Here is an 18,168-nt window from a genome sequence, read left to right on the forward strand (position 1 = left end):
CAGGCGGCGGCCGGCACCAACCACGGGGCACCCGTGCGCTCGGGCCTCGGCCGGCCGGGGCCGCTCCGGTCGAGGGGTTGCCGCCGGTGGCCGCCGGGCAGCGTGTCGGCAGGAGAAGGAAGAGGAGGCCGCGGTGTCCGGGACCGAGGATACGGAACGCGAAGGCGAGTCGGCGCAGGTCGACGGCCGGGCGATGACCCGGTTCGACGACATCTACGACCGGCCGGACCCACGGGCCTTCTTCCGGGCGCTCGGATCGTTCGAGTACCAGACGCCGCATCACGCCCAGCGGATCTTCCGCCACATGCTCACGACCTGGACCGGCAACGGCAACGGCAGCCCGGGGCCGGGCAGCGTGCTCGACATCTGCTGTTCGTACGGGATCAACGCGGCCCTGCTCAATCACGACGTGACGCTGGCCGACCTCTACGACCGGTACGGGTCCGCCTCCATCGCCGCGCTGGACACCGCCGAGCTGATCGAGGCCGACCGGGCCTGGTACGCGGCCCGGCGCCGGGCGGACGCGGTGCGCGTGGTCGGTCTCGACGTGGCCGCGAACGCGGTGTCCTACGCCCGGGCGGTCGGCCTCCTCGACGCGGGGTTCGCCGAGAACCTGGAGGTGGCACCGCCCTCGTCGGCCCTGCTCGCCGCCACCCGGTCGACCCGGCTGATCACCGTCACCGGCGGCGCCAGCTTCCTGTCCCCGCGGTCCTTCCGACCGTTCCTGACCGACGCCGCGGAACCCGTGTGGGTGGCCGCGTTCGTCCTGCGCACGGGGTCCTACCAGGCCATCGCCGACGGCCTGAGCGCGCTCGGCCTGGTCACCGAGAAGGTCGGCCCGCACACCTTCCCGCAGCGCCGCTTCACCGGCGAGCAGGAACAGCGCTACGCCGTCGAGGCGGTGCTCGCCGAGGCCGAGGATCCCCGCGGCAAGGAGAGCGCCGGCTACTTCCACACCGCCCTGCACCTGTCCCGCCCACCCCAGGACACCACAACCTTCCCACTCGCCGCCCTGCTGCCGGCGCAGGACTGACCGGCGCCCGGCGGGCCTTTACCGCCTTCCGACCCGGGTCAGAAGATCCGGATCTGTCGGATGCCGACCCCGGCCCGGCGCAGCCGGCCGCGCAGCGGGCCGTCGGTGTTCGGGGCCAGGGTCGGCCCGACCGAGGCGGCGATCCGCTCGGCCGCCCCGGCGACGTCGATGCGTTCGGTGTCGATGTGCTCGGCGAACTCCGGGGCCGCCAGTTTCTCCAGGCACACATCGAGTCGGGAGACCGCGAAGCTCTCCCGACGCGGCGGCGCTTCCTTGCCGAGCACCATCCGGATCGCCTGCCCGAGGCCGCGTTCGTTCAGCCGCCGCAGGATCGTCTCCCGCTCGGCGAACAGCGTGAAGTGCCGTACGTTGTGCCCGCGTTCCCGCAGACGTTCGATCGTCTCGCGGAAGTGGTCCGGCTCGATCATCGTCATCGGCGCGATCACCGGGCCGGATCGCCCTCGTCCGGTCAGCACCAGATCCAGTACCTCGAACACGCCCTGTCGCCAGGCGACCAGATCCTTGAAGTCGCCGCGCAGCGCCGGCGGCAACATCCGGTGCAGGCCGTAGCCGACCTCCTCCGGATCGCAGATCACACTGCCGGGCAACCGCCGGGACAACTCGTGTGCGGTCTGGGATTTGCCGACGCCGAAGGGGCCGTTGATCCATAAAAGCATGTATCGAGCCCACGAGTTCGCCGCCGCTTCCGGCGGCGATCACAGGTAGTGGAAGGTCGGGTGCGGGTGCATCAGGAAATCGTGGTGGGAGATGTTCCAGGCGTAGGCGCCGGTCAGGGCGAAGACCACGCGGTCGCCGACGCGAAGCCGGGCGACCGGGCGGTGGCGGGCGAACACGTCCTTGGGGGTGCAGAGTTGGCCGGTCAGGGTGAGTTCGGTGTCGTGCACCTCCGGGCGCGGCCACGGATAGGGCCAGGGGATCGTGCTCGGCACGATCGTGCACGGTTGGTCGTGGCCCTTGGCCGCGGGGGTGCGCAGGTGGTGGGTCCCGCCGCGCAGGACGGCGAACGTGCGGCCGTGACTGTGCTTGAGGTCCAGCACCTCGGTGGCGTACCAACCGCAGTACGCGGTCAGCGCCCGACCCGGCTCGATCCGCACGGTGAGGTCGGGGTGGTCGGCGACCAGGCGCGCCAGGCCGGCGCCGAAGCGGGTCCAGTCGAAGCGGGCGGCCGGATCCGCGTAGTCGACCGCCATTCCGCCGCCGATGTTCACCTCGGACAGCGCGATCCGGTGGCGTGCCGCGACGTCCCGCGTCCAGGTCAGGACGCGTTCGGCGACGGTGAGCGCGGTGTCCGCGTCCAGGCCGCTGGCCGGATGCGTGTGGATGCCGCGAAGGCGCGCCCGACCCGCGTCCGGCCCGGCGAGCAGCCGCAGACAGTCCTCGACCTCGGCCGGATCCATGCCGAACGGGCCGGAGCCGCCGCCCATGGTCAGGGCCGCGCCCCGGAGCAGGTCCGGCCCGAGCGGCAGGTTGACCCGCAGCAGCACGTCGACGTCGCGCTCGGGCCGGAACCGGGCGGCCAGTGCGACGAGTTGGTGCAGCTCGTGGCGGCTCTCCACATGGAAGCGCCCGACTCCCGCGCGCAGCGCGGCGATCAGCTCGTCCACCGTCTTGCCGGGGCCGCCGAAGGCCACCGGCACGGCGGGCTGCCGGGCGAGCACATGCGCGAGTTCGCCGCCCGAGGAGACCTCGTAGCCGCTCACCTCGGCGGCGAGCGCGGCCAGGATCTCCGGTGCGGGATTGGCCTTGACCGCGTAGTACAACTCGACCCGGGCGGGCAGCGCGGCGCGCACGGCCGCCACGTGCGCCCGCAGCGCGCCGAGGTCGTGGATGTAGGCGGGGAGTTCGGCGGTGGCCAGGTGCGTCACCCGGGTCCGTACGGCGGGGGTGATCATCGTGTGCTCCGGGCGGGTGTGCGGCGGACCCCGTCGGGGATCGACGCGGCCAGTGGTGAGGGGATCCGCAGGTACTGCGCCTCGCGGTCGGACCGCCGTTCCCAGCGGGCCAGCAGGTTGCCCTTGGCGGGCAGCGGGGCGCCGGCCAGCAGCGCCCGCAGCGGCGGTGGTTCGCCGTGCTCGGCCGAACAACGCGCCAGCACCGCGCGTACCCGCGCCCACAGCCGGGCCTCCAACCGCGGATGCAGGTCGGTCAGCGCGGCGAGCATCTCGGCGACGTTGTTGACCAGCAGGCAGTAGGCCACCCGGTCCCAGCCGCGCCGGGCGGTGTAGGTCATGGGTTCGGCGACCGAGGGCGGCAGCGCGGCCAGGGTGGCGGCGTGCGGTCCGGGCAGCAGCTTGGTGCCCTCCATGTCCCGGATCAGCACCTGGCGGGGCCGGCCCGCGGCGTCGACCGCGAGCAGCACGTTCTGCAGGTGCGGCTCCAACACCACGCCGTGCGCGAAGTAGGCGGCCAGCACCGGCGGGACCAACAACCGCAGGTAGTCGTCCCACCAGCGCAGCGCCGCGTCCGGTCCGGTGCCGGGCGGCAGCCGGGACACGTGGGCGGACCCGGTGGCGTATTCGGCGGCCACCGCGGCGGCCAACAGCGCCGTGTGGCCCGGCCGCAGCCGCGTGTCCAGGCCGTCCCGGACGATCACCCCGAACCCTTCGAGCAGGTCGGGTGCCACCGCCGCCGACACACTGCGATATGCGGGCTCGCCGAGCATCGCGAAGTCCGGGTGGCGTGCCGCCGATCGAGCCAGGATCGGGGCCAGCGCACGGGTCAGCGCGACCGCCCCGGACAACTCGTAGGCCGCGTTGCGGCGCACGCAGTTGGTGATCCGCACATTCAGACCGAACTTGAGGAACATGCCGGCGCCGGCGAGGGTGCGCACCGACGCGGTGGCGGCGAACGGGGCGCCGCCCGGGCCCAGGTCGAGTATGTCGCCTGCGGCCAATGCGGCGCGCAGACGGGGGTGTTCGGCGAGCAGGTCGAACTGCCACGGGTGTGCGGGCAGCAGGGTGTATCCGGCCGGGACCGGGCCGAGTCGATCCAGGACCGCGGTGTCGGCGGCGGCGAGCCGCTCCTGGGCGATCAGTTCGCTGCGCACCGCCAGGTGCCGCAGGCGGAACGTGGCCCGGGCCTCGGGCGCGTAGGCCGGCCACGTCGCCGGGTCGGCCCCGCGTGCCTTGGGCGTGGGATGGAAGCGGTGCCCGAACAGCAGGGCCTGTTCCGACTCCAGGTAGCGCGAGGCGGGCCGGACGACGGGTCGGGCCAGCCCCGCGGCCACGCCGGCTCGGCTGGACGCCACCTGGCCGAGGAACTCGTCGTTGTCCACGCCGGTTTGTCGACCCAGTTCGGTGTGGATGCGCCGGGCCAGCTCGGACCAGGTCAGCACCCGCCAGGCGGAGCCGCGCAGTTCGGCCACCGGGCCGATGAACCGGTGGTCGCCCAACAGCGAGGTGCGCCGCAACCGCACGCGCAGCCAGGTACCCGAACGAACCAGGTGCAGCCGGAGATGGCCGGCGTCGCCGGGCTCCACGAAGCTGTGTCCCGCCGGGCCGCACACCTCCCGGTGCAGACAGTTGAGCAGGGTGTGCGCGACGACGTCGTCGGCCGAGGGTGGTGCGGGTGGGACGGCGGAGACGGTTCGGGATGCGGCCGACGAGAGCGGCATGGGCGACTCCAGCGGTTCGAGGGGCGGCGGGGCGTGCGGGGGTGCAGGCCAGGGGTCGGCGGCGGGCGTGTCGGCGTGCTAGCCGCGTCTCGCGTGCCGGTGCAGGTAGTTCGGGCCGGTCGTGTAGTGCTTGTTGATGTCCGCCGCGCCCGAGCGCTGCTTGCTGAGCAGGGTGCCGGCGGTGATCATCGCCTTGACCGGCAGTCGGTCCCCGAGCAGCACCCGGCGGCGCAATTCCGGTTCCGCGAACTCGTCCAGCCGGTCGTGCACCAGGTGCAGCAGCCGGTCGCGTTCCGGCACCGGCAGGGCGAAGGCGATGGCGCCGGCGCACAGATGCACGGTGATCGTGACGAACACGTCGGCGAGCGCGCCCTCGTCCGTGCTGTAGGTGCGCGGGTCGTCGAACCCGTCGTGCGGCAGCGGACAGCGGGCCGGATACACCCTGGGGCCGTCGTTGTCCTTGAACAGCAGGCGGACCGGACGGTCCCGGGCGAACACCAGGGAGACGTTCTGCGGATGTGATTCGAGCGCGATCCCGTACCGGTACAGGGTGGTCTGCCAGTCCAGGAGCAGCGTGAGGTAGGCGTCGAGCAGCGCGAACCGGTCACCGCCATGGAAGCGGTCCGCGACCCGATCCAGCACCCGTACACCGTCCGGCCCCCTCGCGAGCAGCGCGGCGAGCGGCAGGACGAGGGCGTCCTCCAGGCCGGGCGGATGGCGGCGCACCAAAGCGGCCAGCAGCTCGTGCCCGGCGTGCAGGTGGGTCTGCTCGTCGGCGAGCAACACCCGTTCCCGGAACTGCGGTTCCCGGTTCAGGACCTCGCCCAGGAGGCGCTGTCCGGCGGCGCCGTCGACCAGCGTGCCGGGCTTGATCGTGCGCCGATTGCGCAGTCCGAGGGTGGCGATCGGCAGCGGGAGCTTGAGATGCACGGCGGGGTCGTGCCGCACCGCGACGGTACGCATCGACAGGGTCGGCCGCACGTCCAGGTGCTCCCGGTCGGTCCGCACGGCCGGCGCCGGGAGTCGGTCGAACGTCAACGGGTGCACGGGCAGCGCGAGATGATCGCCCATCAGGTCGGGTCGGCCGAGTTCCGCGGCGGTCGGCCACCAGTCCGGCAGCGTCCCGGTGCGGGTGGTCGCCTCGTGCGGCAGCAGCGCCCAGCGCAGCCGCAGGCTCGGATGGTGCTCGGGCGCGTATCGACGCAGCGCCGCGGCGGGCAACCCGGAACGGGCCCGTGCGGTCGGGTAGAGCGGATGGTCCACGTGCGCCGCCAGCGTGTCCAGCGCCGGACCCGCGCCCAGGCCGGTCCACGTGCTCGGGTCGGGGCCGTGCCGATCGGCGAGCCCGGCCCGCACGGCGGAACCGGTGCGCGCGAGCAACCCGCCCGCGCGGGCCGCCTGCCGGCACTCCTCGGCGAAGTCGGCGAAGCCGGACCGGTCCTGCGGATCGGCGGCCTCGCGCAATACCGCGAGCAGGTGGTCGGTGTCGGTCACCCGGGTGCCGTCGTGTTCGCCCACCAGGAGCGGCGCCCGGGCCGCGTACTCGCATTGGAACCCGTCGACCCGGACCGGCAACAACCACGTGTGCGTGCCGCCCGGCACGGTCAACCGCAACCAGGTGCCGTCCGGTCGGGACAGCGGTACCGCCGTGCTCCGCAGGCCCAGTACGTCCTCGCGCAGCACGGTGTCCAGCACCCGACACAGCAGTTCGTCCTCGAACCGGGTGGCCGGCGGGGGTGAGGGGGTGCGGTGGACCCGGGATATGGGCGGGTCGTCGGCGTGCCGGGTCACGGCGTGATGCTCCACTGCCGGCCGGTCAGGAACGCCTCGGCCGCGCGGTGCACGGCGGCCCGATCGGCTCCGACGGTACGCAGCACCCCGAGATAGTCCCGGTTGGAATGGTGCAGTTCGTGCCGTTCGCCGATCGTGCGCAACGGGTGGTAGTCGATCCGGACGCCGCCGTCCAGGACCGTGTTCTCGTGCCCGGGGGCACCGGTGAGCACCCCGGCCCGGTCGGCGCACGGGTAGTCGAGCCGGGCATGCCGCCCCGACCGGGCGCCCGGGTCGGCGGGCAGGTCGACCCCGAGATGCACGCCCAGGATCTGCTCGAACAGCGGGATGCCGAGGACGTCCGCGAGCAGCAGGTCGCACCGGTCGCCGATCGCACGGTAGTTGACCTCGATGAGTCGCGGCCGCCCGTCCTGGACCACGAATTCCGTGTGACAGGCCCCGAATCCCACGCCGAGCGCGTCGAGTTGGGCGAGCACCGCGGCGGTGATCGCGGGCGGCGGGTCGGGCACCAGGTCCAGGCGCGTCTCGATGAAGTACGGCGGCGGCGAGATCCGGGTGTGGAAGCCGCCCACCACCCGCACGCCGTGCCGGTCGCCGAGGGTCTCCAGGGTGTACAACTCGCCCGGCAGGTATTCCTCGACCAGCAGCGCGGCCGCCGGTCGGCGGGACCGGATCTCGGCGCAACGTGCCAGGAGTTCGGTGTCGTCGGCGACCAGCACCACGTCCTCGCCAGCGACCCCCTCGCGCGGTTTGAGCACGCACGGATACGGCGGTGCGAGGGCGAGCAGGTCCGTCGCCCGCTGCTCGGGCGCCAGTTCGGCGGCCCACACGGTGTCCGCGCCGGTATCGGCGAGCCGGCGGCGGGTCTGTGCCTTGTTCTTGGCCCGCAGCGCGGCCGTCCAGTCCTTGCCGGGCAGGCCGAACCAATGCGCCGCGAGGGCCGCTTGCACCTGGAGGTGGTCGCTGTTGGTGAACACCGCGTCCGGCCGATCCGCGGCGCCGACGCGATCGATCACCGCGCGGAAGTCGCGTACGTCACAGTCCAGCACCTCGACCCGGGGGAGTGCGGCGCACAGTTCGCGGTGGGCTCCCGCGTGGGCGGGGTCGGCGAGCAGGGTGACGTCGAGCCCGAGGCGGCCGGCGGCGGGGAGGAATCCCTCGGTCACCGAATCGGTGGGATTGAGCGCGAGCAGGTACAGCCGCATGCGTGATCGGTCCCTCTCGGACACGTCGACCCGGGCACGGCGAACCGGACCATCGACCCGGAGCGTCGATCCGGATTCTCGGCCCGGACCCGAGACAACTTAGGGTAGGCATACTTACCGGCCAAATCCGGTCCACCCCAGGGCCGTTCGGGTCGCTACCGGCGCGTCGACGGTGCGCACGGCGAGCGTTGGGTTAGGTTAACCTAACTTCGACATCGTCTCGGGTCGGCCGTGGTCGACCGTGTCCGAGAGGGCGAGCTCCAATCTCCACCGAACGTGAACGCCGCGCGCAGCTCTACCGGCCCTTCCGACTCACCGTGGTCCGGAACACGCCGATCACCCGCAATGCCACCCGGATCACCCTCACCGGCCCGAGGCTGGCGGACTTCGTCCCGGGCGGCCCCGATCAACGGGTCAAGCTCTTCGTCCCGCGCGAGGGTCGGCCGGCGTCCCGGATCACCCGGACCGACCTGAGCTGGCGCGAAGCCTGGACCTCGATCCCCGAGGCGGATCGGCCCTACCAGCGCACCTACACCGTGCGCGCACACAGGTCCGACCCGGTCGAGATCGACATCGACTTCGCGCTGCACACGCCCGGCGGCCCCGCCTGCCGCTGGGCCCGCGCGGCGCGTACCGGCGATGCCATCGAACTGCTCGGGCCGACCGCCGAGCGCAACGGCGGCTACAGCTTCGAGCCGCCGGCGGGCCGCCGACTGTTGTTGGCCGGCGACCATGCGGCGCTGCCCGCGATCGGGTCCATCGTCGAGTCGCTGCCCGCCGACGCCCGCGGGCACGTCTTCGTCGAGGTGGGCTCGGCCGCGGACCGCCAACACCTGGCGGCGCCGCCCGGGGTGCGGGTCGACTGGGTGCATCGCGGCGACGCGCCGTTCGCGGAGAACCGGCTGCTGGACGCGATCCGGGACGCCCACGTGCCGGTCGAGCGCGGCTATGCCTGGCTGGCCGGTGAGGCGAGTCGGGTGCGGGCGCTGCGCCGGCACCTCAAGGACGAGCGCGGCATGGACCACCGCTCGATCGCCTTCATGGGCTACTGGCGGGTCGGCCATACCGAGGAGACCGCACACCGCGAACCGACCGCCGCCGAATCCGCGCAGCCGGTGTCGCTCGCCCGCTGACCCGCCACGGCCCGCCGACGGGCCACGCGCCCGCCGACCACAACCCGCGGCTCAGCGGGCGCGTGAGGATCCGGTGCGCTCGGCGCGCATCCGGCGGGCGATGACCCGGAGATCGATCCAGGCGATCACGGCGGTCGCCGCGCACACGATCGCGGCCACGATCCACAGCGTGCGTACGCCGTGCGTGACATCCGCGGTGGCCGCCAACGCGCACAGTGCACAGCCGATCACGAAGAACGGCAGCGCGATGGTGGACATCACCCGGCGCGCGGCGAGGTCGCTGCGCGGATGGGCCGCCTCGCTGCCGGGCGGGCGCCTGGCCGGAGCGCGATGTCGGGCACTCATATCCTTCGCATACCCGACTATCCCCCGCATACCCGGGTCGGGGAGCGGTGCCCGGACCCTGTTTCGCGGCGTTTGCACGGGTCGGTGCCCGGGAGGACGCTGGAAGGGTACGCGACCGGGTCCCCACGAGTGCCCCAGGCGAGCGCCGAGCGCGGTCCGTACCGGGATCAGGTGAGATCGATGCGCATGCTCCTCCAGGCACGTATGGATACCGAGGCCGGCAACAAGGCGATCAAGGACGGGTCGTTGCCGACGATCATCAAGGGCGTCGTCGAGCATGTCCATCCCGAGGCCGCCTACTTCACCGCCTTCGAGGGCGACCGGACCTGCGTGCTCGTGTTCGACATGCAGGACTCGTCGCAACTGCCGAGCATCGCCGAGCCGTTCTTCGAACTCGGCGCCAAGGTCACCTTCAAGCCGGTGATGAACCTCGACGACCTGCAAAAGGGCCTGGCCGCGCTGGGTTGATCCGCGCCGGGTCGACGCGGCGCGGATCAACGCCGAGTCGGCCGCGCCGGCCCGATCGCCCGGTAGGGTCGACCCACGGTCCGACCGGGTGATCCGCACTCCGGCGATCGCCGGATTCGGGGGCTCACACGTGTTTCGGGTCGCGGTCATCGACGACTATCAGGGGCCGGGCGCCGCACTCGACTGCTGGCGGAAGTTGCCGGCGGACACCGAGGTCGCGTTCTTTCCCGACCACGTGCGCGACATCGAGGCACTGGTCGAGCGACTGGCGCCGTTCGACGCGGTGATCGCGATGCGCGAACGCACCCCGTTCCCGGCCGACCTGCTCGCCCGACTGCCCGCGCTCCGGCTGCTGATCACCACGGGTATGAACAACGCCGCGATCGACATCGCGGCGGCTCGGGCGTGCGGCGTCACGGTGTGCGGCACCCGCATGCAGTCGCATCCGGCCGCCGAGCTGACCTGGGCGCTGATCCTCGAACTGGCCCGGCGTACCGGCGCGGAGGACGCCAACCTGCGCGCCGGCGGCTGGCAACACGGCGTCGGTCTGGACCTCGCCGGATCCACCCTGGGCCTGATCGGTCTCGGCAGGCTGGGCACCCGGGTGGCCACGATCGGTGCGGCGTTCGGGATGCGGGTGCTGGCCTGGAGCCAAAACCTCACCGCCGAGCAGGCCGCGGCGGTCGGTGTCACCGCGGTCGAGAAGGAAGTGTTGTTCCGCGAGGCCGACTTCGTCTCGGTCCACGTGCGGCACAGCGAGCGCACCACCTCGCTGGTGGGCGCGCCCGAGCTGGCCCTGATGCGCCCCACCGCCTACCTGGTCAACACCTCGCGGGCGCCGATCGTGGACGGCCCCGCCCTGCTCGCCGCGTTGCACGAGGGCCGGATCGCCGGTGCCGCCCTGGACGTCTACCCGGTGGAGCCGATCCCCGCCGACGACCCGATCCTGGCCGCCCCCAATACCGTCCTCACGCCACACATCGGCTACACCACCCAGGGCAACTACACCCTCGCCTACACCGACGCGGTCGAGGACGTCACCGCGTTCCTGGCGGGCGATCCGGTGCGCGAGCTGTAGGCGGCGGGGCCGTACCCGAGGGCTGTGCCGGTCCCGCGCGCCCGCGCTCGGCGAGCGGTATCCGGGCGGGGGCCGGAACCACCTCGACGAGAACACGTGCGCGTACGAGCGGCCCGACGGGCCGCGTGCGGCGTCGGTCGACCCGGTCCTCGGTCGCCCCGACCACGAGGCGACCGAGGACCGCGGGTGGGTCAGCGGGCGTCGGGTCGGGTGCCGATCGTGGAGATCAGCCGCCAGCCGGTGGTGACCAGATCCGGGTGGGCGGCAACCTCCTGGAAGCGGTCCAGCAGGTCCTCGTCGATGCCCAGCTCGACGAGCTGCGCCCGGAGCTGGCGGGCGTTGCACGCGTACAGGCGGTGGGCGAGGCCGGGCCCGGCGCAGTCCGCGTCGGTGCGGGTCACCCGTACGTCGACCAGGCCCGCCTCGACGAACGCGTCCTTGGTCGCCGCCGCCCACTCCAGGTCGGCGCCCCGGCCGCGCAGGACGGCCAGGATGCCCGCGACGACCTCGGTGAACACCTTCTCGTCGGCGGGGTCGGCGCAGGCCAGCACGCGCGGCGGCTCGGGGCAGTACCAGTCCTCGATCACCAGGACGCCGCCGGGCTCCAGCACGTCGACCAGGCGCGGCAGGATCGCCCGGCGCTCGGGTATGTGCAGCAGCACCAGCCGCCCGTGGATGCCCCGGTAGGGCCTGCGCGGCAGCTCGTCGGTGCGCAGGTCCAGCGGGAAGGTGCGGATCGGTGCGCCGTCGGCGGGCGCGGCGACCGCCCGCGCGTCGAGATCGGTGGCGTGCACGACGCCGGTCGGGCCGATCCGGCGGGACAACTCGCGGGCGATGCTGCCCAGGCCGTGCCCGATCTCCAGCCACTCCTGGCCGGTCGGGTCGTCGAGCGAGTCCAGCACCATGCGGGTGCTGGGATCGAGCAGGTCCTGGAGGGTTTCCAGTTGGAAGGTGATGTCGTCGGCTTCGGCGAACGCGTACAAGAGCGACTCCTCGCTGGGATGGACGATGTCGAACGGCGCGGCCGGATCAACCGCCGAGGACGGCGAGTTGCTCGACCGCCACGTTGGCCCGCTTGGGCCCGTCGTTGCGCACCTCGAAGCGGTACCACTGCTGGACCGGCGAGTGGGTGGCCGGGTTGAGCTGCATCACCCCGCGTGGACTGTCGATCTGTCCGACGTTGCCCAGCGCGGCGTTCACCGCCTCGGGGGTGAGCTTCTTCTTGTCGGCGCGGACCGCGCCGATCGCGGTGTCCAGCGAGCGGGCGATGTCCCATGCGGCGACCGCGTAGATGGTCGGGCTCCGCTCCGGGTGACGCTGCTGCCAGGCGGCCACGAAGGCCCGGTTCGCCGGGTTGTCCAGGTCCGCGCCGTAGGTGGCGAACGTGGTGATGCCCGCCGCGGCGTCGGCCTGGGCGTCGAGTTGGCGACCCTCGGTCAACGGCCCGCTGCCGTACAGCGGGAGCTTGGCGGCTTCGGAGGTCTTGTACTGCTTGACGAAGTCGACCGCCGCGGTACCCGCGTAGAACGCGTAGACGGCCTTGGCGCCGCTCTGCGCGATCTTGTTCAGGTAGGGCAGGAAGTTCTGGGTGGCGGGGAACGGGGTGAAGGTGGTCTTCCCCTCCGGGTTGGCCAGGGTGCCGCCGGCCTTGGTGAACGACTCGGTGAAGCCCTTGAGTTGGTCCCAACCGCCCTGGTAGTCCGGGCCGATCGCGTAGACCGGGCCGTTGACGTGTTCCTTGACCCAGGGCCCGGCGGCGGCGCCGGCCTCGTAGGACTGGGTGTTGAACGACCAGACGTGCGCGGTGAGTTTGGGATCCGGGAACTCGGGCCGGCCGGCGACACCCATCAGCGCCGTGTTGTTGGCGGCGGCGATCGGCAACACGCCGGCCACGCTGCCACCGCTGACGATGCCGGTGATGGCCAACACGTTCTGCTGCTTGACCAGTTCGGTCGCGGCGGGGACGGCGGTCGGCGGACCGGCGCCCTCGTCGCGCACCACGATGTCCGCCTTGAGGCCGCCCAGCTTGCCGCCGTGCGTGTCGCGGTACAGCTCCAGGCCCGCGCGGGTGTCCTCGCCCACCGCGGCGTACGGGCCGCTCGCGGGGGTGAGCAGGCCGATCTTGGCGACGGCGTCGGATCCCTTGCCCTTGTCGTCGCCGGCCGCACTGCCCGAGCACGCCGACACCACCAGGAGTAGACCGGTGGCGATGGCCAGGGGGGTGCGGATGCTTCGGATCCGTCTACGGGTGCTGCTGCGCATGTCCGTCTCTCTCTCGGCAGGTTCGGCGATACGGGGTACGAACTCCGGATGGGGACTGCCGGCTCGGTCGCGCGACGACGCGGAACGTGTCTCGGGGCGCGCGGGAGCCGGGGCGGATGCGCCGGGGCGGCCGGTGGGCCGGGCGCGCGAATACTCCGGACGACCGGGGCGGATGGCCGGGTCGTCCGGGACGGGACAGCCGGGTATGGGATCAGAAGACCCGGCTGGGGGCCGGCATGCGGGCGGGTTGCGGCTGCAGACCGCGACCGCGTGCGAGCGGCGTCAAGGACGGGCCGACGCGCTCCATCAGCGCGTGCATCGCCCGGATCAGGTTGCCGACGTCGGCGTTCCAGGTGGTCGCCACGATCAGCGCCGAGGGGTGCACCTGTCCGTCCGGGCCCGGGCTGGTGTTGCCCATGGTGAGCAACAGACCGTGCTCGGCCTGCGACATCAGCACACTGACCGGCCCCAGGCCCATCAGGTCGGCGCTGTAGTCCTGCATCAGCAGGGCACCGGGCGCACTCGACGCGATCTTCTCCGCGTTCGCGATCCACGCCGTCTGCGATGCCTCGTCGGCGCGGATGCGACCGGGCAGCGCGGCCTGGGCGACCAGCAGCGAGTCACCGCTGGCGGCCACCGCGTGCAGGACGTCGGGGGCGTGGTCGTGCACGAACTGGCGCATGAAGTCGTCGAGCACGCTCTGGTCGACGGCGGGCTCGGTCATGGGGATTCCTTGGGGGTCCGGGTGAAGGGCAGATCGCGGGCGCCGCGCCCGAACGAGGCGGCGGCGGCGCTGGCCTGCGCGATGTCACGGGTGGGTGGGGCGGTACGACGGAACTGGGCCGCTTGTGCCGTCCGGCGCTCGCGGCGGGGGAGGCCCTGCGCGGTCAACTCGGGCGCGTAGTCGGCGGGCAGCGGGCCGCCGGTGATCGTGCCGGTGGCGCCGGGATCCGCGCCGTCGGGGTACGCATCGTTGCCGTTGGCGGCCGGGCCGTCGGTACCGGCGCCGATCGGGCCGCTGCCGTTCCTGGCGACGCCGTTCGCGCCGGCGCCGTTCAGGCCGGACCCGAGGGCGATCGGCCGGGCCAGGCCGGCCGGTGCGGCGAGCGGCCGGGAGACCTGCTCCACCCGGCGGCGGTGCCGGCCCACCGAGGCGATGATCGTGTGCGGGAGCACGATCTCGACCACCGTTCCGCCTTCCTCGCCCGCCTGTAGCTCGACCTGGATCTCCAGCGGGCGGGCCTGGAGCGCGACCACGGTCAGGCCGGTCTGGCGCAGCGAGGGCAACGCGTCCACGTCGGCGCGCAACCGGCGATTGAGCAGCTCCGGGTCGCGATGGCCCACGCCTCGGTCCTGCACCCGCACCAACACGCCCGCCTCGGTGCGTTCGGCGGTGATCTGCACCTCGTGCCGGCCGGAGAAGCGGGCCGCGTTGTCGACGATCTCGCCGAGGATCTGGGTCACCGCGCCGACCGTGTCGCCGGCGAGCGTGACCGACGTGGGGATGCCCTTGAAGGCGATGTCGGGCAGTCGCTCGTAGTTGGTCACCCGCTGGGCGCCGGCACGAATCACCTCGTAGAGCGGGGTGTCCGGCCACAACCGGTTCGGCGGCTGGCCGCTGAGCACCGCGATCGAGTCGGCGAGCCGCTTGGTGCCCTCGTTGCCGTGGTCCACCTCGAACACGGTACCGAGCTGATCCACCGTCAGGTTGGAGGCCTGGAGCCGGTCCAGGGCGCTGCTGACCCGGCTGGTCTGCACCCGGATCCGCCGGGCGACGTCGCCGAGGGCGTCGTTGTACTCGCGCTGGGCCAGCACCAGCGACGCGCTGTGTTCCACGGTGCTGTAGGCGAGTTGGGTCAGCGCGCGGGCCAGATCGGCGATCTCGTCGGCGCCACGCTCGCGGTCCGGCTGCGGGCCGAGCATCTTGAGCGCGTACGCCCGACCGCTCTCGTGCGGGGCCAGCGCGTCGCGGCGGCGCAGGTCGGCCTCGACGGCGGGCAGCGTCTCCTGGGTCATCACGGTGACCCGCTCGGCCAGGGTCTGCAGTCGGCGGTGCAGCAGTCGGCCGAGCCAGGCGGCGGCCGCGGCGGCGGCGAGCACCGCGCCGATCAGCACCGCGCCCTGGACACCGGCCAGCCACCACCGGTCGTCGGTCAGCTCGGCCACCTCGTGGGCGACGTCGGCGTCGGCCCGTTGCTCCACCGACCACAGCCGGTCGGCGCGTTCGGCCAGCGCCGCACGCCAGACGTCGGCCTCCGGGGTGTCGCGGCCGAGCGCGTCCTCGGTCTGCGCGACCCGGATCATCTCGGGTCCGGCCAGTGCCCGGGCGAGCCGGTCGCGCCAGGCGCCGGGCGCGGTCACCGCGAAGGACTCCAGGGCCTGATCGTGTGCGGCGCGGGCGGTGGAGGCCGCCTTGAGCACCGGGCCGCCCAGCGGACCGGCACCCAACGAGCGCAACACGGTGACCTGTTGCTGACCCAGCGCGGCCCGGGCCTGGGCCAGCGCGGTGATCGCGCGCAGCCGCCCGGCGGTGCCGGTGGACACGCCCGGATCGAGCGCGACCCGGGCGCGCAGGTCCACGGTGGTGCCGATCCAGGCCCAGTAGCGCACGGCCGCCGCCGAGGTGGCCACGCCCCGCTGGTCGACCTGGGTGCGCAGGCCGGGCAGGCCGCGCAGCGCGGTGTCCACGGCGGCCAGGGCGTCGCGTTCGCCGGTGGAGTCGGGCTCCAGGCCGCGTCGGCGATCCTGGTAGCGGCGTACGGCGGCCTCGCTCGCGTCGATCGCGGTGCGGTAGTCGGCGCTGGTGATCGGACCGGCGCCGCGCGAGAGCAGGGTCACCGCGGCGGCGCTCTCCGCCTGGAGTCGGCGACCCACCTCGCCGGCGTCGGCCGAGACGCCGACCAGATCGTGTGCGTGGTCGGCGGCCTGGGCCTGTTCGACCAGCACCAGGATCGCGGATCCGGCGAAGAAGACCATGCCCGCGGAGGGCACCACGACCATCAGGGTGATCAGGCCGCGGACGCGCGGACGGACCCGGGCGGCGAGCCGGGTCCGCAACGGGCGGCGCGGGGCGGGGGTCGCGCCCGTGGGGCCGGCGTCGATGGGGCCGGTGTGCTGCGAGCGGGAGGGACGTATCTTCATCCGCGTTCGCTCCCGGGACCGGGCCGGCGGGGCCGGGCGCACCCGAACGGGCGTGCTCCCGCCCGGGGTTGCGGGCGCGTGCGTGGAGCGGTACTCGCAGGCCGAGCGGCGGGTGCACAAGGGTGCCGGTCGTGGCCACCGGAGCGGTTCGCGTCGGCGACGTGCGGGGGAGTGCGGAGTAATCGCAACACGGGCTGGAATCCCTGAACGATGGTCGGTGGGAGGGGGGATGCGCCGGAGGCGGACCCGAGGTGCGGTCCACCGGCGACGCACACGGTCGACGGGCACGGCGTGGGCGCGAGCCGGGTGTGTGGGCCTCGGCCTTCCGGGCCGGCGGCATCCGGCGCCGGCAGCGCCCGGGGCGGCCGGCTCGAATACCACCAAGGCGAGCAAAACGGCCGGTAGCGGCACTTCCGCTTCCGGTTCGGAAACGGTCCGCGCGCCCTGCGCCGGCGGCGGCCCGGTCCGGGTGCTCGACCGGCGGCCGTCCGTGCCCGCGTCATGAACGATCGGGAGCGGCGCGCATCGGCTAGGTCGCGTGCGGGAGCCGGCTCATCCGAGGTGAACTCCCGGGCGAGAAAGTGGTGTTCGCGTCCCGACTCGGCGTCCTCGGACAGCGCACCGACCGCCGTGGGATCGTTCGGTCGCGAGCCTTCGACGCAAAAACGCCCATGAACGGATCACTCCTCGCAAGGGGGTGCGGGGTCGACCAGGAAACGCCCGATCGCGGGTAGGGCAACTGTTCGCATCGGTGCGCACACACACTGTCCCTGCGAATCCACCCGACGTCAAACGAAACTTGGGTGATATCGCGCCTCTGTTGTCACCGGCGTGATCAAGACCGACCCCCCTCGCTCCCGCGGTGGTTCGGCGCCGGAGGCACATCGACGCGGCCCGGCCGAGGGCGGTCGGGTGCGCGGGCCGGGCCCGCCACCTGCCGATCGGGCGCGCGAGAGCCGGCCCGACGCACCGATATGGGTGCCCGAGAGCAGGTCCAACACGCCGATATCGGACGCCCCAGGTGTGACACAAGGCCGGGACGGCAGCGGCGAGTTCGCGCCAATCTCGACCGGCCGGCTCGGCAACTCCGGTACCAGGAGGGTCGATCGGCCCCGCCCATCCCTCCCGGATCGGTGCTCGGCCTTCTCCGTCCGGGACTTCGCGGAAAAGCCCGACGAGTCGACGAGTCGATCGGGACAAGGAACGAAGCAAAGATCGAATTCGGCCGCCGGCCCCCGAGCGGCGGCCGATCTTGTGACCGATACCTACAACACGTGGGGGCTGCGAACGGCGCCCAGTAGGGGCCATCGCCGCACACCGCTCCCGGGGACGGCTCCGCCCGACCGGGGAGCGGTGTGCGGCCGCGGTCGGCGCGGGAGAGGGTGCCCGGGGGCGGTCGGGCGCGGGTGAGGGTCACCATCCGCGGCGCGGTGTCCACCGGGAGCCTGTTGCCATTTTGTGCCGGTTGCGGAGGACGGCATTGTCGGCGTCGGGACCGCCCATCAACACTGGTCTGGACCAATCTCCCGCACTCCGTCCCCCCAGGAGCCGTCCGATGTCACCAGTTCCCGTCCCGCACGCCGCCATCGAATCCGTCAAACCCCACGTTCTGGGCCTGTTCCGGATCGTCGTCGGACTGCTCTTCCTGTGCCACGGCACCGCCTCGCTGTTCGGCTTCCCGGACAGCGGGCGGGGCACCATATCCGCCGGCGAATGGCCGGGTTGGTATGCGGCCGTCATTCAACTCGTGGGTGGTGGCCTGGTGTTGCTCGGCCTGGGCACGCGGGCGGCCGCGTTCGTCTCGTCCGGGTCGATGGCCTACGCCTACTTCACCGAGCACCAGAAGCTGGACCTGTGGCCGATCCAGAACGGTGGTGAGGCCTCCGCGATGTTCTGCTGGTCGATGTTGCTGATCGTGGTGTTCGGGTCGGGCAGCTTCGCCCTGGAGCGGCTGCTGGCGCGTGGCGGCGCCGACGCCTCGACCGCGCCCGCCGAGTCCGCGCCGGCCGCGCCGGCCACGCGGCCCAGGGTGCGCAGGGTCGTCGGCTGACGATGGGCCGGCGCCCGGGGACGGCGGG

15 protein-coding genes are annotated in these 18,168 nt (G+C 72.9%); 5 read left to right on the forward strand and 10 right to left on the reverse strand.

The window, feature by feature from the left end; genetic code table 11:
* The first annotated feature begins 133 nt into the window (after positions 1-133).
* The gene (locus tag ACH4U8_RS29595; RefSeq protein WP_395781332.1) at positions 134-1,033 is read left to right on the forward strand and encodes a hypothetical protein; all 900 of its coding nucleotides are present in this window, start codon (positions 134-136) and stop codon (positions 1,031-1,033) included.
* Positions 1,034-1,071: 38 nt separating this feature from the next.
* Here ACH4U8_RS29595 and ACH4U8_RS29600 read toward each other — a convergent pair whose 3' ends face one another.
* The 5 genes from ACH4U8_RS29600 to ACH4U8_RS29620 form a co-directional block, all read right to left on the reverse strand.
* On the reverse strand, positions 1,072-1,710 hold the full coding sequence (locus ACH4U8_RS29600) for an AAA family ATPase (RefSeq protein WP_395781334.1): 639 nt from the start codon (positions 1,708-1,710) through the stop codon (positions 1,072-1,074).
* A gap of 39 nt (positions 1,711-1,749) precedes the next feature.
* Positions 1,750-2,946, reverse strand: coding sequence for a type III PLP-dependent enzyme (locus ACH4U8_RS29605; protein WP_360321354.1), 1,197 nt, complete (start codon positions 2,944-2,946; stop codon positions 1,750-1,752).
* Entirely contained in the window at positions 2,943-4,667 is a 1,725-nt protein-coding gene (locus ACH4U8_RS29610; RefSeq protein ID WP_395781336.1) for an IucA/IucC family protein, read from the reverse strand. Before ACH4U8_RS29610 ends, ACH4U8_RS29605 begins: the two co-directional genes overlap by 4 nt.
* Positions 4,668-4,745: 78 nt before the next feature.
* Positions 4,746-6,458 (reverse strand): IucA/IucC family protein, encoded by a 1,713-nt coding sequence (locus ACH4U8_RS29615; protein ID WP_395781338.1) that lies wholly within the window; start codon positions 6,456-6,458, stop codon positions 4,746-4,748.
* A complete protein-coding gene (locus ACH4U8_RS29620) occupies positions 6,455-7,663 on the reverse strand; it encodes an acetyl-CoA carboxylase biotin carboxylase subunit family protein (protein WP_395781340.1) in 1,209 nt (402 codons plus the stop codon). Before ACH4U8_RS29620 ends, ACH4U8_RS29615 begins: the two co-directional genes overlap by 4 nt.
* Positions 7,664-7,980: 317 nt before the next feature.
* On the opposite strand from ACH4U8_RS29620, the gene ACH4U8_RS29625 reads away from it, so the two are divergent.
* Entirely contained in the window at positions 7,981-8,796 is an 816-nt protein-coding gene (locus ACH4U8_RS29625) for a siderophore-interacting protein (RefSeq protein WP_360321363.1), read from the forward strand.
* A 51-nt stretch (positions 8,797-8,847) separates the two neighbouring features.
* Here the strand turns inward: ACH4U8_RS29625 and ACH4U8_RS29630 are convergent, their stop codons facing one another.
* On the reverse strand, positions 8,848-9,141 hold the full coding sequence (locus ACH4U8_RS29630) for a hypothetical protein (protein WP_360321366.1): 294 nt from the start codon (positions 9,139-9,141) through the stop codon (positions 8,848-8,850).
* A 180-nt stretch (positions 9,142-9,321) separates the two neighbouring features.
* On the opposite strand from ACH4U8_RS29630, the gene ACH4U8_RS29635 reads away from it, so the two are divergent.
* Positions 9,322-9,609: a hypothetical protein gene (locus tag ACH4U8_RS29635; protein ID WP_360321369.1), complete on the forward strand. Its 288-nt coding sequence runs from the start codon at positions 9,322-9,324 to the stop codon at positions 9,607-9,609.
* 88 nt (positions 9,610-9,697) lie between these two features.
* Positions 9,698-10,687: a D-2-hydroxyacid dehydrogenase family protein gene (locus ACH4U8_RS29640; RefSeq protein ID WP_395781342.1), complete on the forward strand. Its 990-nt coding sequence runs from the start codon at positions 9,698-9,700 to the stop codon at positions 10,685-10,687.
* 191 nt (positions 10,688-10,878) lie between these two features.
* Here ACH4U8_RS29640 and ACH4U8_RS29645 read toward each other — a convergent pair whose 3' ends face one another.
* From ACH4U8_RS29645 to ACH4U8_RS29660, 4 genes are all read right to left on the reverse strand, one after another.
* Positions 10,879-11,670 (reverse strand): methyltransferase domain-containing protein, encoded by a 792-nt coding sequence (locus tag ACH4U8_RS29645; RefSeq protein WP_379992423.1) that lies wholly within the window; start codon positions 11,668-11,670, stop codon positions 10,879-10,881.
* 46 nt (positions 11,671-11,716) lie between these two features.
* Positions 11,717-12,949 carry an ABC transporter substrate-binding protein gene (locus ACH4U8_RS29650; protein WP_395781344.1) on the reverse strand — a complete coding sequence of 411 codons (1,233 nt, stop codon included), beginning with the start codon at positions 12,947-12,949 and terminating at the stop codon, positions 11,717-11,719.
* Between the two features lie 211 nt (positions 12,950-13,160).
* Positions 13,161-13,673 carry a hypothetical protein gene (locus ACH4U8_RS29655; RefSeq protein ID WP_360321381.1) on the reverse strand — a complete coding sequence of 171 codons (513 nt, stop codon included), beginning with the start codon at positions 13,671-13,673 and terminating at the stop codon, positions 13,161-13,163.
* A complete protein-coding gene (locus tag ACH4U8_RS29660) occupies positions 13,670-16,090 on the reverse strand; it encodes a nitrate- and nitrite sensing domain-containing protein (protein ID WP_395781346.1) in 2,421 nt (806 codons plus the stop codon). The genes ACH4U8_RS29655 and ACH4U8_RS29660 overlap by 4 nt, the downstream gene beginning before the upstream one ends.
* A gap of 1,555 nt (positions 16,091-17,645) precedes the next feature.
* On the opposite strand from ACH4U8_RS29660, the gene ACH4U8_RS29665 reads away from it, so the two are divergent.
* Complete coding sequence (locus ACH4U8_RS29665) at positions 17,646-18,140, forward strand: DoxX family protein (RefSeq protein WP_395781348.1); 495 nt, start codon at positions 17,646-17,648, stop codon at positions 18,138-18,140.
* Positions 18,141-18,168: the final 28 nt, after the last annotated feature.

The sequence above is a fragment of the Embleya sp. NPDC020886 genome (assembly GCF_044333915.1).
GTDB lineage: Bacteria > Actinomycetota > Actinomycetes > Streptomycetales > Streptomycetaceae > Embleya.

Bases quoted from the DNA above. Each gene is read 5' to 3' on its own strand.
- ACH4U8_RS29630 (WP_360321366.1), bottom strand. From the start codon at position 9,141: ATGAGTGCCCGACATCGCGCTCCGGCCAGGCGCCCGCCCGGCAGCGAG.
- ACH4U8_RS29600 (WP_395781334.1), bottom strand. From the start codon at position 1,710: ATGCTTTTATGGATCAACGGCCCCTTCGGCGTCGGCAAATCCCAGACC.
- ACH4U8_RS29650 (WP_395781344.1), bottom strand. From the start codon at position 12,949: ATGCGCAGCAGCACCCGTAGACGGATCCGAAGCATCCGCACCCCCCTG.
- ACH4U8_RS29660 (WP_395781346.1), bottom strand. From the start codon at position 16,090: ATGAAGATACGTCCCTCCCGCTCGCAGCACACCGGCCCCATCGACGCC.
- ACH4U8_RS29605 (WP_360321354.1), bottom strand. From the start codon at position 2,946: ATGATCACCCCCGCCGTACGGACCCGGGTGACGCACCTGGCCACCGCC.
- ACH4U8_RS29620 (WP_395781340.1), bottom strand. From the start codon at position 7,663: ATGCGGCTGTACCTGCTCGCGCTCAATCCCACCGATTCGGTGACCGAG.
- ACH4U8_RS29610 (WP_395781336.1), bottom strand. From the start codon at position 4,667: ATGCCGCTCTCGTCGGCCGCATCCCGAACCGTCTCCGCCGTCCCACCC.
- ACH4U8_RS29655 (WP_360321381.1), bottom strand. From the start codon at position 13,673: ATGACCGAGCCCGCCGTCGACCAGAGCGTGCTCGACGACTTCATGCGC.
- ACH4U8_RS29665 (WP_395781348.1), top strand. From the start codon at position 17,646: ATGTCACCAGTTCCCGTCCCGCACGCCGCCATCGAATCCGTCAAACCC.
- ACH4U8_RS29635 (WP_360321369.1), top strand. From the start codon at position 9,322: ATGCGCATGCTCCTCCAGGCACGTATGGATACCGAGGCCGGCAACAAG.